At 57.3% G+C, this 13888-nt stretch carries 13 protein-coding genes, 1 tRNA gene and 1 pseudogene; 5 read left to right on the top strand and 10 right to left on the bottom strand.

What is annotated here, in order from left to right; genetic code table 11:
* Positions 1–143 precede the first annotated feature (143 nt).
* Positions 144–1496 (top strand): Na+/H+ antiporter NhaA, encoded by a 1353-nt coding sequence (nhaA, locus tag D3791_RS12350; protein WP_172512386.1) that lies wholly within the window; start codon positions 144–146, stop codon positions 1494–1496.
* An 85-nt stretch (positions 1497–1581) separates the two neighbouring features.
* Here the strand turns inward: nhaA and sufU are convergent, their stop codons facing one another.
* The 6 genes and pseudogenes from sufU to D3791_RS12320 all read right to left on the bottom strand — a co-directional run bounded on the left by sufU (position 1582) and on the right by D3791_RS12320 (position 6165).
* On the bottom strand, positions 1582–2034 hold the full coding sequence (gene sufU, locus D3791_RS12345; protein ID WP_058255380.1) for a Fe-S cluster assembly sulfur transfer protein SufU: 453 nt from the start codon (positions 2032–2034) through the stop codon (positions 1582–1584).
* Positions 2035–3327: a SufS family cysteine desulfurase gene (locus D3791_RS12340; RefSeq protein ID WP_172512385.1), complete on the bottom strand. Its 1293-nt coding sequence runs from the start codon at positions 3325–3327 to the stop codon at positions 2035–2037.
* Between the two features lie 259 nt (positions 3328–3586).
* On the bottom strand, positions 3587–4168 hold the full coding sequence (gene pth, locus D3791_RS12335; RefSeq protein ID WP_022874966.1) for an aminoacyl-tRNA hydrolase: 582 nt from the start codon (positions 4166–4168) through the stop codon (positions 3587–3589).
* Positions 4169–4210: 42 nt separating this feature from the next.
* Positions 4211–4483: pseudogene (locus D3791_RS12330) on the bottom strand (50S ribosomal protein L25); the annotation flags it as partial.
* 218 nt (positions 4484–4701) lie between these two features.
* Entirely contained in the window at positions 4702–5202 is a 501-nt protein-coding gene (locus tag D3791_RS12325) for a hypothetical protein (RefSeq protein ID WP_172512384.1), read from the bottom strand.
* A gap of 330 nt (positions 5203–5532) precedes the next feature.
* A complete protein-coding gene (locus D3791_RS12320; RefSeq protein WP_172512383.1) occupies positions 5533–6165 on the bottom strand; it encodes an NAD(P)-dependent oxidoreductase in 633 nt (210 codons plus the stop codon).
* A gap of 80 nt (positions 6166–6245) precedes the next feature.
* On the opposite strand from D3791_RS12320, the gene D3791_RS12315 reads away from it, so the two are divergent.
* Complete coding sequence (locus D3791_RS12315; RefSeq protein ID WP_246242076.1) at positions 6246–6698, top strand: MarR family winged helix-turn-helix transcriptional regulator; 453 nt, start codon at positions 6246–6248, stop codon at positions 6696–6698.
* Positions 6699–7013: 315 nt separating this feature from the next.
* Positions 7014–7385, top strand: a complete 372-nt coding sequence (locus D3791_RS12310) for a GNAT family N-acetyltransferase (protein ID WP_343034536.1) — start codon at positions 7014–7016, stop codon at positions 7383–7385.
* 316 nt (positions 7386–7701) lie between these two features.
* Here the strand turns inward: D3791_RS12310 and D3791_RS12305 are convergent, their stop codons facing one another.
* Entirely contained in the window at positions 7702–8283 is a 582-nt protein-coding gene (locus D3791_RS12305) for a shikimate kinase (protein WP_172512381.1), read from the bottom strand.
* 280 nt (positions 8284–8563) lie between these two features.
* On the opposite strand from D3791_RS12305, the gene D3791_RS12300 reads away from it, so the two are divergent.
* A complete protein-coding gene (locus D3791_RS12300; RefSeq protein WP_172512380.1) occupies positions 8564–8965 on the top strand; it encodes a nuclear transport factor 2 family protein in 402 nt (133 codons plus the stop codon).
* A 122-nt stretch (positions 8966–9087) separates the two neighbouring features.
* Here D3791_RS12300 and D3791_RS12295 read toward each other — a convergent pair whose 3' ends face one another.
* From D3791_RS12295 to D3791_RS12285, 3 genes are all read right to left on the bottom strand, one after another.
* Positions 9088–10068 (bottom strand): ribose-phosphate diphosphokinase, encoded by a 981-nt coding sequence (locus tag D3791_RS12295; protein ID WP_022874961.1) that lies wholly within the window; start codon positions 10066–10068, stop codon positions 9088–9090.
* Positions 10069–10140: 72 nt separating this feature from the next.
* Entirely contained in the window at positions 10141–11592 is a 1452-nt protein-coding gene (gene glmU, locus D3791_RS12290; protein WP_022874960.1) for a bifunctional UDP-N-acetylglucosamine diphosphorylase/glucosamine-1-phosphate N-acetyltransferase GlmU, read from the bottom strand.
* Between the two features lie 132 nt (positions 11593–11724).
* Positions 11725–11799: transfer RNA gene (locus D3791_RS12285), tRNA-Gln, on the bottom strand.
* 162 nt (positions 11800–11961) lie between these two features.
* On the opposite strand from D3791_RS12285, the gene D3791_RS12280 reads away from it, so the two are divergent.
* Complete coding sequence (locus tag D3791_RS12280) at positions 11962–13755, top strand: ABC-F family ATP-binding cassette domain-containing protein (RefSeq protein WP_172512379.1); 1794 nt, start codon at positions 11962–11964, stop codon at positions 13753–13755.
* The last annotated feature ends 133 nt before the right edge of the window (positions 13756–13888 follow it).

Below are 13888 nucleotides of genomic sequence, written 5' to 3'. Positions count from 1 at the left end.
CTTCGATCCCCGGATGTGCGTTTTTCGCAATACATCCGGGGATTTGTGGTCCCCGGCACTGATCGCGATAGGGTGGAAATAGGTGTGCCGGGAAGTCTGGTCGGCGAGAAATATTCATTTAACGAAGTAAGCGAGTTAAACGCATGAGCCAAACTCCGTCTTCGGGTTCCGGCAAGAACCTGTTTTCACGCCCAAGCTATAAAGAGTCAGTGCGCATCGGAGATATCCTGCGCAAGGAAACCGTCGGTGGCATGGTGCTTATCGCCGGTGCATTGCTGGCTTTGATCTGGGCCAACACTCCCCTGCGCGAATCCTATTTCGCGCTGCGTGATTTCCACTTTGGTCCAACGATCTTTGGCGTTGACCTGAACCTTTCCATCGGCCACTGGGCCGCTGACGCGCTGCTCGCGGTGTTCTTCTTCCTCACCGGTCTTGAGCTGAAAAAAGAATTTGTCATTGGCGACCTGCGCAATGTCAAAACCGCTGCGGTCCCGGTGGCTGCAGCCTTTGGCGGTGTGCTGGTCCCAGCATTGATCTTCATGGCCGTTGCCGCCGGTTCCGGTGGTGGCGCGGAACTGCTGCGTGGCTGGGCCATCCCCACGGCCACTGACATTGCTTTCGCCGTGGCTGTGCTCGCGGTGATCGGTTCCGCTCTGCCTGCAGCTTTGCGCATTTTCCTGCTGACTTTGGCGGTGGTCGATGACCTGATTGCCATTGTCATCATTGCTGTTGTCTTCACCGATGAACTCAAGCTTTCGTACTTGGGTCTCTCCCTAATTCCGATCATCCTGTTTACGGTCTTGGCCCGCTACCTCGGCAAGTTCTTCGCCAAGAACGCCTGGGCCGCGTGGGTCATCTTGTTGCCACTGGGCATCATCACCTGGATCTTCGTCTTCGGCTCCGGCATCCACGCCACCATCGCCGGCGTGGTCTTGGGCTTCTGCGTCCCGGTCAAGCGCACCGATGGGCGAGAAGGTGCCGGTTTGGCAGAACAGTTCGAGCATCGTTTCCGCCCGCTCTCCTCAGGTTTCTGTATCCCGATCTTCGCCTTCTTCGCCGCCGGAGTCACGGTGGTTTCCTCGGAGTCCGGCAGCGGCAATGTCCTTGCCGATCCGGTCTTCTGGGGCATCGTTGTGGGCCTGGTCGTCGGCAAGCCGATTGGCATCTTGGGGTTCACTTGGTTGCTGACCAAGTTCACCAAGGCTTCGTTGGACAAGGACGCCCAGTGGGGCGACCTGCTGGGCGTGACACTGCTTGCCGGCATCGGCTTCACGGTTTCGCTACTGGTTTCCGAGTTGTCCTTCGGTCTGGAATCCCCGCATTATGAGCACGCCAAGGTGGCCATCCTCAGCGGGTCCTTCATCGCAGCCATTCTGGGTGCCCTGTGGCTGGTTCCCCGCAACCGCCGCTACAAGGTGATCAACGAGCGCGAGACACGCGATGAGGACAAGGACGGCATTCCCGACGTATATCAGCAGGATGAGAACAACAGCTAGGCAGCGACCGAGCTAGCGGATATTAAAAGACTGTGGCGCTTGCCCTCCGTAAAGGAGGACAAGCGCCACAGTCTTTGCCTGTCGACTACTTGTTAGCGCCGAGCATCGCAGCTTCAGCGGCGACCCAAGCGAGCATCGCGCACTTGACGCGTGCCGGGAACTTGGAGACGCCGACAAAGGCGGCTGCGTCTTCCAGGACTTCTTCATCAGGCTCGAAGGTTCCCTTGGAACGCATCATTTCGCGGAAGATCTCCAGCTTGTCCAAGAACTCGTCCTTGGTCATCTCTGGGAGCATTTCGCTCAGGACCGATGCCGAGGCCATGGAGATGGAACAGCCATCGCCTTCCCAGCTCATGGCTTCGAAATGGTCATCGTCATTCAACTCGACGCGGACGCGGATCTGGTCGCCGCAAATAGGGTTATGCTGGTGCGATTCGCCATGCAGGAGACCCTCGGTGACGTCCACCAGCGGCGAGCCGATGCGTCGCTTGGAGTGGTCCAGAATGACCTGTTGGTATAGCTGATCTAACTCGTTCACTTAGACTCCAAAGTATTCACGCACGGAACCCAGGGCTTCGAGAAGCGCCTTGATGTCGTCTTCCGTGTTGTACAGATAGGTGCTTGCTCGGGTGGTGGCAGTGACGCCCAAGGCCCGGTGCAGCGGCTGGGCGCAGTGGTGGCCTACGCGCACGGCGATGCCACGAGAATCGAGGTACTGGCCCACATCGTGCGGGTGCACTCCAATGACTTCAAATGGCACGGTGCCGATACGGCGGGCGTCGCTCGGGCCGAAGACGCGCACGCCCTCAATCTGGGACAGGCCTTCGTAGAGCATTGCGCCGAGGTGTTCTTCCCACTGCGCGATGCGGTCCATGCCGATTTCCTGCAGGTAGCTGACTGCGGTAGCCAGGCCGTGGGTCTGGGCAATGCGCTGGGTCCCTGCCTCAAAGCGCTGCGGCGCTGGCAGGAATTCTGCGTGTTCCATATCCACGACGGTGATCATTGATCCGCCAGTGAGGAATGGCGGCATGGCGTTGAGCAGTTCTTCGCGGCCGTAGAGGGCGCCGATGCCGGTTGGGCCGAGCATCTTGTGGCCGGAGAAGGCCATGAAATCAACGTCGAGTGCTTTGACGTCCACTGGCAGGTGCGGCACCGACTGGCAGCCGTCGAGCACCGTCAAGGCTCCAACCTTGCGCGCTGCGTCGACAAAGCGCTGAGTGTCGGTGATGGTGCCGAGCACGTTGGAGACGTGGGTGAACGCTACCAGCTTGGTTTTCTCGGTTACCAGTTCATCCAGCAGGTCATAGCGCAGTGCGCCGTCTTCGCCCACTGGCACATAGCGCAAGGTGGCTCCGGTGCGAAAAGCCAGTTCCTGCCAAGGGATCAGGTTGGCGTGGTGCTCGATTTCGGTGGTGAGGATTTCATCGCCCGGTCCAATGCGGAAACGCTCGGCGGCTTCGCCGCCACGTCCCAAGGACGCATTGGAAATCGAGTAGCTGATCAGGTTCAGCGCTTCGGTGGCATTCGAGGTCCAAACCAGTTCGTTGGTGCGTGCACCGACGAACTTGGCTACGGTCTCGCGGGCCTCTTCATAAATCTCGGTCGCTTCGACGGCCAGGGTGTGAGCGCCACGGTGCACAGCGGCGTTGGCGTTCTCATAGAAGTGCTGTTCCGCTTCGTAAACGTAACGCGGTTTCTGGCTGGTGGCGCCTGAGTCCAAGTACACGACGTCGGTACCGTTGACTTGGTGCTCCAGAATCTCGAAATCTGCCTTGATACGCTGAACCTCTACGGCACTGAGCGATACCTGGGCGTCTGGCTGACCGGTCATCGTCTGCACGTGGTCCTCCGAATAATTGTCATGGGTTGCCTTGTCACCACGGGGATCTAGCGTCAATGATGGATTAGGCAAGGTGTACATTGGGTAATTATTCCACTCCGCACCGAGATGCACATCTAAGTTTGGCCTTAGTAAGTAACACCTCAAACGGTGCCTATTTAACGGTTCAAGGACCGCGGTGAGCCGGCTGAGCCGTCCCGCGATCCTTGATAACTCACTCTTGCCGCGTTGCCTGGCAACGATTCAAGAATCAGTTGGTATGAAATTTAGATTGCGCTGCTTCGAGCCCTGAACTCATCAGCAGCTCAACTGCATCGGCGCAGTTATCAATCAAGAACGGAAGATCCTGCTTCTCCGTTTTGGAGAAATCCTGCAGGACCCACTTCGCGGTATCCATGCGTCCCGGCGGGCGTCCAACGCCAGCGCGAACACGCAGATAATCTTTGGATCCCATCGCCTTGGAGATATCCCGCAGGCCATTATGGCCGCCTTCTCCCCCGCCGCGCTTGAGCTTGATGGTGTCAAAAGGAATATCAATCTCATCGTGCACCACGATCAGATGATCAACGTCGATTCCGTAGAATTTCGCTGCGTTAGCTACCGGGCCACCGGAAAGGTTCATGAACACCATCGGCTTGGCCAGCACGATACGCGGACCACCGACGCCCATGCGTCCTTCAACAACTTGCGCGCGTGACGAGTGGGTTTTGAATTTCGAGCCGATCCGATTGGCCAGCTCATCGAGCACCATCTGCCCGATATTGTGTCTATTGCCAGCGTAGCCGGACCCGGGATTCCCGAGTCCGGCTACGAGCCAAGTGCCATCACTCATGATGCTTAGCTAAAACCTAGTTCGCTGGAATTAGGCAGCGATGATCAGGTCAAGGTGATCAACGGTGCGGTTCAGCGCGTGGATCTGGATGTCCTTGATGGTGGTCTTGACGGTCTTGCCATCGATGTTCAGAACCAGCTCAACACCGCGGTCGCGAACGGCCAGGGTGGTTTCGCGGGCTGGAAGCAGTACGTGCTGTGGCTCGGAGCCTGCACCGTAAACAACTGCTGGGATCTGGCCGTCGCGGCGAGCCTGGCGAGCAGCGCCCTTACCGAAATCGCTACGTACAACGGCGTCAAGGTTGACAGATGCCATGATAATTCTCCTTAGGAAATGAATGCTTCGTTAAGGCCCTTGCGTGGACTCGGGAAGCATCCAACATCTAAGAGATGAAAGAGCTTGTCCGGCCTTGTCGATAACGGTCCCACCATTACTGGTGTTTCCCTCGCCTGGGCACAGTCAACAATTCTACCAGTTGCTATCCTCAACAAGAAAACCTGTAGCGAACGCCACTTAAGCAAGCGTTCTGCCGCTCAGCTCAGCTGGAAGATAAAGGTGTCGTCGAGCGAAAAACCATGCGTGTCATCGCAACGATACCCACGTAGCCAGGGCACCCCATCCACTACTCGCAGATAAAATCCTCGGGGAAATTCCTCATCACCCAACGCCGAGGAGGCAATGGTGAGTGAATCGACCGGAGACTTACCGGCACTGAGCACTGAATCGCTCGAAGTACCTTGAGTCAGGTATGCCAACCGAAGATAGGGGCCGGTTATTGGTGAGCATAGTTGCAGTCCATGGCTAATCGCTCGGTCAAAAATTTGCGGCAACGTAGCTCCGGCGTCCAGATCAAGCTGTTGCAGGTTACGACTTACCACGGTCAGCTCCTGTACTGGCACAATCTCATCGAAAACCCGGTGGGCCAGCAACATTTTTGCATATTCGTTAAGCTGGACCCCAGTACGCACCAATCGATGCTGCAGCTGAGCACGAACGAGCCCGCCGATAGTGACTTGTCTGGTTCCAAAATCCATGTTGCCCCTCCCGGTCCTTGATCCACCATAAATAATAGTTTTCCGTGTCCGTATAAGGCACCTTCACCGGGCATTTTCTCGGGCGGGGTACACGGGAATCTGAAATCTTTGAAAACCTGGAGTTTCGAAAATTTAGCATGTCAACGGACCGAGTGACCCGTATGACGACCGTCATACGGGACACTGCAAATCTCTTATTCGGACAGACCCCTTGTGGGACAGTGCCACTGATACCGTAGCCAGAAGAAGTGCCCTACCTAGAGTTCCAAAGCGACAAACTATTAGCGCCTTCAGGCTTTGTTTTCCACACATCGGCCACAATCCCGTTCTCTAGTTGGCGATGTAGACGTGTTGCCTATCTAGATCATCGCGTTCAATGATGTCTAGCATCGCGGTTGCCATGTCGACTGCAGTGATCATCCACCCGCGCGGTAGCGGCTGGCCTGCGAGTCGGTACTTACCTTTGCCAGGTGCAGTCCTGATTCGCGGTGCACGAATTGCCGTCCACCGCGCACGACTTTCCCAGAGTACGATGTCCATGCGGCGCATATCGTCGTAGGTCGCGCCGAGGAATTTCTGTAGCAACGGAAGCACAACCCAAAGTTTGAGTGGCCTCTGATGAGCCCAGTGTTCAGCGACTTCGGAAGAGATGACTACGATTCGCTGAACCCCGTAAGTACTCATCCCCTCAAGCAGATTTCGTGTGCCCTCCGAGTACAACGTCGTGGGAGTCTTTGATGCCCCCATCCCAACAGTGCTCAACACGGCATCCACTCCGGTCAGATGCGACTCGACCGCTTGGGCGTTAAGGATATCGACCTGTCTCTTTGTGAGGTTTGGATGTTCGAGGGCGAGCTTCTCCGGGTTGCGGGCTATGGCGATCACCTCGTGGCCACGCGCGAGAGCTTGCTCCACGACATGTCTACCGACCGATCCTGTTGCTCCTGGAACCAAAATTTTCATGCTGTTGTTCCCCGTCGGGTAAAATGAAACCACATCGGGATATTCCCGATACGGTACTAAATGTATCAGGAAGGGTTCTGATGACCGCCAACGAACTGGTGCCACGAGTCCGCGGCGCATTACAGCGGCAGTTGGTGAATGCGATTCTGGGTAACGAGAGAGTTGCACGCCAGCATGGACTGCTGGTCACCGACTTGCAAACGCTTCACCTCTTGGTGCTGCGCGAGGATGTGCGAACCCCTCGCCAGATTAGCGAGGTCACAGGCATGCCAACCAGCACTGTGACCAAACTAGTCGACCGATTGGAAACGGCAGGTTACCTTAGTCGAACGATTGATGTGGACGATCGACGCAAGACTGTGCTCGAATTGATGCCGGAGAAAATCGCATCTCTTCAGGTTCTCTATGGCCGTACCGATGATGAGTTCGATGCATTGACGCGAACCTTCGATCATCGCGAACTAGAGACGATCGTTCGATTTTTGGAGAGTGTAAGCGACTTCTATCAACTCGGGAATTTTGATCGCTCGTAGACCAGAGCCATCAACCAGAAGAACGCGGCGGATACCCCGGTACCCGAGAGCGGGCAACCGACAAAATATCGTCCCGTAGAGCGTTCCTCTTACGGGTCCTCCTATAGCGGACCGGCTTGAGGGACAACAAGAATGTTCTACGTTGGGATGGCATGGCGCAGGGTAATCTCGAATCATGACCCCAAAAGACACCGCGCGACTTCGCTTCCGACAAATGACTGATTCGGACTTGGAAAACATGCTCCGTTTGCTCGGCGATCCAAAAGTCATGCAGTTTTATGGGAACCCTTTTCTCGCAACGAGACTCAACATTGGATTGATGACAACCTGAACCGTTACAAACAGGATCGCTTTGGGCTTTGGATCATTGAGACTAATTCTGGAGAGTTCATCGGGGACTGCGGCCTAGCATGGCAGTTTGTGGACGGGCGGCAACAACTTGAAGTCGGATATCACGTCTTACACGGACAGCAGGGACGCGGTTATGCGACCGAAGCGGCCACAGCCTGCCGCGACTACGCAGCTCAAAAAGGGCACCACTCATTGATTGCGGTCATTTACCCTGGCAACACCGCTTCCGAGAATGTTGCTAAGAAGATCGGTCTAACCGCGATCACATCGTCAACCGACAGCAAAGGAAATCCATTCTCTATCTTCCAGGGATCACTTTCTCAGACATGCCCGTAGGTATTTGCGTGCTTTCGAACCGTTGCGCGCTCCGCGCACGAACATGCGTTAGAGGTATCGAAGAGCGCCAGATACCGGTGTGAGAGTGCATGATTCCAGTGGAGCGTTCAGGTCGCTGTGTTCGATTTCGTACTCGCACTCTCCGCAACAGTAACCGTCATTTTCAGGCGTACGCTCTTGCCATATACGACTTCATCGCACACACCTGCTTTCTAGAACACAATATTTGCTGCACGTCTTCTTCGCACCCAAGACTGTACCTCCAAGTCATGGCTACAAAAACTGGCTTCGTTGGTATTCAAGCACTGGCCAGTACTTAAGAGTCAGTGCGTTGAAGCATCGTTACGATTCTCTTGGCAGTTGTCTCGGGTGATTCGCTACCTGTAATCAGGGTTGCAGTGGCCAGGCACCGTGTTCCTTGGTCATCGAGCCATTCAGCAAGAAAATCATGTCCTGAGCTGATCCAGTCCGTTCCTTTTGAAACCAACGACCTGTTGCGTAGAGTGCGCAGTGCTTCGGACCTGTCTGCCGAAGGCAAGACGAGCAAGACGCAGGGCGCATCCTTCAAAGCGGTCCTCACGCGTTGGAGATGATGCTCATTTTTATACGAGGTGTGGCCCGCGCCTAAAGCGATAACCGCATCAGGGTGGTCATCCAGTACGCGACATACAGCGTGCGCGCGAGCAGCTTCCCATTCTCGTTCGGCGGCAACGCGCCCGACTATTGAACTTCTATGAGAGAGTTTTTCGAGGTTCCAGCCGGATTCCTCGTAGTAGGGTTCGGCTATTTCATCTATATCGACAAACGGAACGGACAAGCTGGCCGCAACTATTTGGCCTAGGGTAGTTTTTCCTGTGGCGGCCGGACCAATCAGAATTAATGGCGTATCGAGGCTCATGAGGCAATTCTGCCATTGGGAGGACTGATGTAAATCCTCGATTTGAACAAGAGAGGCATTAGTGTCCCGCAGAGGGTTCCTCTTGCGGGCGTTTCTTTAGTGGACCGGCTTACGGAGCAACGTGCATATATCAGCACAGAGCAACGCCAGAAGAACCTGCGCCGTGAGTCCGCTCGGCCGAATGTAGCATTGCAAACAACTGCCTGTCCTATGGGAACTGAGCTGCCCATCATCTCGAAAACCAGCAGCCACCACTCATCTAAGTCACGAGGAAATTAACATGCAAACTCTCGAAGCTGCACAACGCTGGGCGCGGACATGGGCCAAGGCATGGCCACTCAAGGACGCAGACGCAATTGTCGAGCTGCAGGCCGAGGACGGCGACCACTGGGCATCGATGTTTAGGCTATTGCACGGTTCCAACGCCCTTCGCGCTTATCTAGTGGAATGCTTCGCAGAAGAGACCAAACCGGCAGAGACATGGTTCAGTGAACCACTTGTTGATGGAAGTTCCGCCTCCGTCGAGTACTGGGTCATCATGTTTATCAACGACAAGCCAATGACGATTTCGGGGTGCACAGTACTTTCATTCGACGATTCCGGCTTAGTAACAACGGCACGAGACTACTCACACGTCAAAGATGGGTACCACCAGCGGCCCGGCTCTCCGCTCAGCATCTGAGACCGCGTTCGCCCCGCTCTGCCCGGTAACCGTTCCTCCTAAATGACACCGTAAACGATGGTTTAACCGCCTCTGGCCGGCACCCGAAGGTGCCGGCCAGAGGCGTTGCGAAACGAGGGCTGCTAGGCGCGGCCGTCAAACAGGTTCGTGACCGAACCGTCGTGGAATACTTCCGAGATCGCGCGAGCGATGGTCGGGGCGATGGAGAGCACCGTCAGGTTCTCAAAACGCTTCTCTTCAGGGATTGGCAGGGTGTTGGTGACAACAACCTCGCGGGCACCGCAATCAGCCAAGCGCTGGGCAGCTGGATCCGAGAACACTGCGTGGGTCGCGGCGATGATGACATCCTTGGCGCCGGCTTCCTTCAGCACGCGCACAGCGCCTGCGATGGTTCCACCGGTATCAATCATGTCGTCAATCAGAATCGCGGTACGGCCTTCAACCTGGCCCACCACGGTCTTGGACTCGGCCTGGTTAGGCACGGTCAAGTCGCGGGACTTGTGCACGAAGGCCAGCGGAACGCCACCCAGACGGTCGGCCCACTGCTCAGCTACGCGAACACGTCCGGTATCTGGGGAAACCACGGTAGCTTCGTTGACGTCGATCTTGGTCTTGATGTAATCAGCCAGCATCGGGAAGCCAAACAGGTGGTCAACCGGACCATCGAAGAAGCCCTGGATCTGCGCGGTGTGCAGGTCGCAAGAGATGATACGGTCTGCACCGGCAGTCTTGAACAGGTCGGCAACCAGACGGGCCGAGATAGGCTCGCGGCCACGGCCCTTCTTATCCTGTCGGGCATATGGGTAGAACGGAGCGACCACGGTGATACGACGAGCCGACGCGCGCTTCATCGAATCGATCATGATCAGCTGTTCCATCAGCCAGTTGTTCGTTGGCGCTGGGTAGGACTGCAGCAGGAAGACGTCCTTGCCGCGGACCGACTCATCGGAGCGAACGTAGATCTCGCCGTTGGCGAAGTCGTAGGCGTTAAGCGGCAGCTGTTCGGTGCCCAGTTCCTTGGCGACCTCGGCGGCTAGTTCCGGGTGTGCGCGACCGCTGGCCAGCACCAGCTTTTTGTCGACGTTATGGCTGATTTCACTCATTGGGTTTGCTTTCTCGCTCGCTTCGCTATCACGTATGAGGTTGTTGTCGAGGAAATTAAGTCCGTGACCGGATTACTCGGTGCCCGAGGAATTCAGAGAGGACTTGAATGCGGCGTCAGCCGAAGGGGTGCCCGGACGCTTTTCAAGCGTCCAGCCCTCGGTATTGCGCTGCGGAGCCACAGACAGTGCCAGAGCACCGGCCGGGACGTTCTTGCGGACGATGGCGCCTGCACCAGTGTATGCGCCATCCCCGATTTCAACCGGGGCGACAAATACGGTGTTGGAGCTGGTGCGAACATGCGAACCGATCTTGGTCCGATGCTTCTTTTCGCCATCGTAATTCGCGGTGATATTGCCACACCCGATATTGGTGAATTCACCGATTTCAGCATCCCCGGCGTAGCCGAGGTGCGAGAGCTTGGAGCCACGGCCAATCGTGACATTCTTGGTTTCGTAGAAAGCACCGATCTTGCCATCGGCACCCAGCTCGGTTCCCGGACGCAGGTAGGCGAAGGGGCCCACCGAAGCACCGGCGGAGATCCGCGAATCGGTGGCATCGGTGCGCTTGACGGTGGCCCGCTGGCCGACAACAACATTGGTCAGCGTGGTGTCCGGGCCAACGGTGGCGTTATCGCCGATGATGGTGGTTCCGTGCAGCTGGGTTCCCGGCTTCAGGGTGGCGTCGCGGCCGATAATGACCTCTGCGTCGATCCAGGTGGTTGCAGGATCGATAATGGTCACGCCTTCGCGCATCCAGAATTCGGCCTTGCGCTGGTTGTAGATGCGCGCCAGATTGGAAATCTGGACGCGATCATTCGCGCCTTCGATCTGCCAGCGGTCGGCGATCTGCGAGGAAGCCACGCGGCCGCCGCGGGCACGGGCAATAGCCAGCACGTCGGTCAGGTACATTTCGCCCTGCGCGTTCTCGGTGGTGACCTCGGTCAGTGCCGAACGCAGCATCTTGCCGTCGAATGCGTAGATTCCGGAGTTGATTTCCTTGATCAGCAGTTCTTCAGCCGAGGCGTCCTTCTGCTCGCGGATGCCGGCGACATCGCCGTTCTCATCACGCAGGATGCGGCCGTAGCCATTGGGGTCATCCAGCGAGGTGGTCAATACGGTGACCGAGTTGCGGTTGGCTTCGTGGGTGGCCACCAGATCCTGCAGCACTTCGCTGGTGAGCAATGGCACATCGCCATAGGTCACCACGACAGTGCCTTCAAGGGCAGGGTCGATAGCTTCCAGGCCCTGCTGCACGGCGCGGCCGGTACCCGGGATTTCGTCCTGGTCGGCGATGGTGATGGAGGGGAACTGGCTGACGATATGTTCGGCAACGAGGTCACGCTGGTGGCGGACTACGGCCACCAGGTTCTTGGGCTGCAGCGCCGAAGCGGCATGAAGTGCATGAGCAATCATGGAGCGACCTGCGATTTCGTGCATGATCTTCGGCTTGGCCGACTTCATCCGGGTACCAGCCCCGGCGGCAAGGACGATGACAGCTACTGGTGCATTGACCTGATCGCTCAAGTGCGTTCTCCTGCAGATTAGATTCAAGGTTTTGGGCAGAGAAGAAAAACCCTTAGACAAGTCTAACGTGCGCAGCGAGCAGGCCTGAACTGGTTAAAGAATAAAAGCGCCACTTGCGTGACGCTTTTTCCGTGGTTCCGCCCCTAGGATTCGAACCTAGAATACACAGCTCCAAAGGCTGGAGTGTTGCCATTACACCAGGGCGGAAAATGGCTTATGCAGGTTATCCCGACAAGCACGGTAATTATTCTGCCATGTTCGGCCCCTATGAGCGAAATCGCAAAACGCCATAGCTGCCAAGAGGTACTTCCCTCCTGGTGGAGCACCTAGATCCGCGCCGATTTGCACTCGGAACGTAAAATGGAAATCGTGGCTCATTTACTCGGGGGCGAAGCCCTACATCTGGAATATCCCACCCATACTGTCTTCGACTCGGTGACCATCGGCATTTCCGATGGAGACCGTATCGGCTTGGTGGGACGCAACGGCGAAGGCAAATCCTCGCTGCTCGGCATGCTCTCGGGCAAGATCGAGCCCAACTCCGGACGCGTCACCCTGCGTAATGGGCTGCGGGTCGGCGTTTTGGACCAGTCCGACACCTTGGATCCGGAAGCCACCGTGCACTACAGCGTGGTGGGCGAAATGGAAGACCATGAGTGGGCTGGCGAGGCCCGCATCCGCGACATCATTTCCGGTCTGGTCGCGGACCTCGACTGGGAAGCAACCGTCGGCACCCTCTCGGGCGGACAGCGCCGCCGCGTCGCACTGGCCGCGCTGCTGGTTCAGGACTGGGATGTCATCATCCTGGACGAGCCCACCAACCACTTGGACGTGGAAGGAATCTCGTGGCTGGCCGGGCATATCAATAACCGCTGGTCCAAGAATTCGGGCGGCCTGATGGTCGTCACCCACGACCGCTGGTTCCTCGACGCCGTTTGCACCACCACCTGGGAGGTGCACGACCGGCTCGTTGAGCCTTTTGAAGGCGGTTACGCCGCCTACGTCCTGCAGCGCGTGGAACGTGACCGCATTGCCGCGGTGACCGAGAACAAGCGCCAGAACATGATGAAGAAAGAACTGGCGTGGCTTCGCCGCGGCGCCCCGGCCCGCACGTCCAAGCCGAAGTTCCGCATCGAAGCGGCCAATCAGCTGATCGCTGATGTGCCGCCGGCGCGTAATCCGCTGGAACTGCAGAAGATGGCCACCAGCCGTTTGGGCAAGGACGTCATCGACCTGCTGGATACCGAAGTATCCTTCGGCGCCAAGCAGGTGCTCAAGCCATTCACCTGGCGCATCGGCCCAGGCGAGCGCACGGGCCTGCTCGGTGCCAATGGCGCCGGCAAGTCCACCCTGCTGGGCCTGATCGCCGGAACCGTGGAGCCCACTGGCGGCAAGATCAAGCGCGGCCAGACGGTGAAGCTGGCTGTGCTGGACCAGCAGTTCCGCGAGCTGGAGCAGATCGGCCAGGACAAGGTCCGCGAAGTCCTCGCCCGCTACCGCACCACCTTCAACGTGGATGGCAAAGACCTGACCCCGGCACAGCTGCTGGAACGCCTGGGCTTCTCTTCGGCGCACCTGTCCACCAAGGTCGCAGAGCTCTCCGGTGGCCAGCGTCGCCGCCTGCAGCTGCTGATGATCTTGATGGATGAACCGAATGTCATGATCCTCGATGAGCCCACCAACGATGTTGATACCGACATGTTGGCAGCCCTGGAGGACCTGTTGGACTCATGGCCGGGCACGCTGATCGTGGTCTCCCACGACCGGTACCTGCTCGAACGCGTCACCGACCAGCAGTACGCGATTCTCGGCGGGCAATTCCGCCACGTCCCAGGCGGCGTGGATGAATACCTCAAGCTGCGTGCCGCGGAAGGCTCCACCGGTGGTTCCAACCCTTCGCAGTCTCAGGGCGGATCGTCGGTGGCCAAGCCTACTGGCCCATCGGGTGCCGAACTGCGTGCAGCTCAGAAAGAGTTGAATGCCAACGAGCGCAAGGTATCGCAGCTCAACGAGAAGATCGCCAAGGTCCATGCAAAAATGGCCGATCACGACCAGAGCGACTACGAAGGCTTGGGCAAGTTCACCGCGGAAATCGATGAATACCAAACCCAGATCGATGAGCTCGAAGAGCGTTGGCTGGAACTGACTGAAATGCTTGAGTAATCATTTCTAGCCCCACCGTGTAGTTGTTGGCCCGGAACCAGGAGGTTCCGGGCCAACGTCGTATTCTGCCTCTGGTGCCACTGATTCGAGGGCTGCGTGGCAGACTCGGATCATGGGAATTGTTAGCCTGACC

Source organism: Glutamicibacter mishrai, assembly GCF_012221945.1.
GTDB lineage: Bacteria > Actinomycetota > Actinomycetes > Actinomycetales > Micrococcaceae > Glutamicibacter > Glutamicibacter mishrai.
This window is presented reverse-complemented; position numbering and strand designations above follow the sequence as displayed.

Coding starts and splice junctions, on each gene's coding strand:
- D3791_RS12295 (WP_022874961.1), bottom strand. CDS start 10,068: ATGAGTGAAATCAGCCATAACGTCGACAAAAAGCTGGTGCTGGCCAGC.
- pth (WP_022874966.1), bottom strand. CDS start 4,168: ATGAGTGATGGCACTTGGCTCGTAGCCGGACTCGGGAATCCCGGGTCC.
- D3791_RS12315 (WP_246242076.1), top strand. CDS start 6,246: ATGACCGCCAACGAACTGGTGCCACGAGTCCGCGGCGCATTACAGCGG.
- D3791_RS12320 (WP_172512383.1), bottom strand. CDS start 6,165: ATGAAAATTTTGGTTCCAGGAGCAACAGGATCGGTCGGTAGACATGTC.
- D3791_RS12340 (WP_172512385.1), bottom strand. CDS start 3,327: ATGACCGGTCAGCCAGACGCCCAGGTATCGCTCAGTGCCGTAGAGGTT.
- D3791_RS12305 (WP_172512381.1), bottom strand. CDS start 8,283: ATGAGCCTCGATACGCCATTAATTCTGATTGGTCCGGCCGCCACAGGA.
- nhaA (WP_172512386.1), top strand. CDS start 144: ATGAGCCAAACTCCGTCTTCGGGTTCCGGCAAGAACCTGTTTTCACGC.
- D3791_RS12325 (WP_172512384.1), bottom strand. CDS start 5,202: ATGGATTTTGGAACCAGACAAGTCACTATCGGCGGGCTCGTTCGTGCT.
- D3791_RS12300 (WP_172512380.1), top strand. CDS start 8,564: ATGCAAACTCTCGAAGCTGCACAACGCTGGGCGCGGACATGGGCCAAG.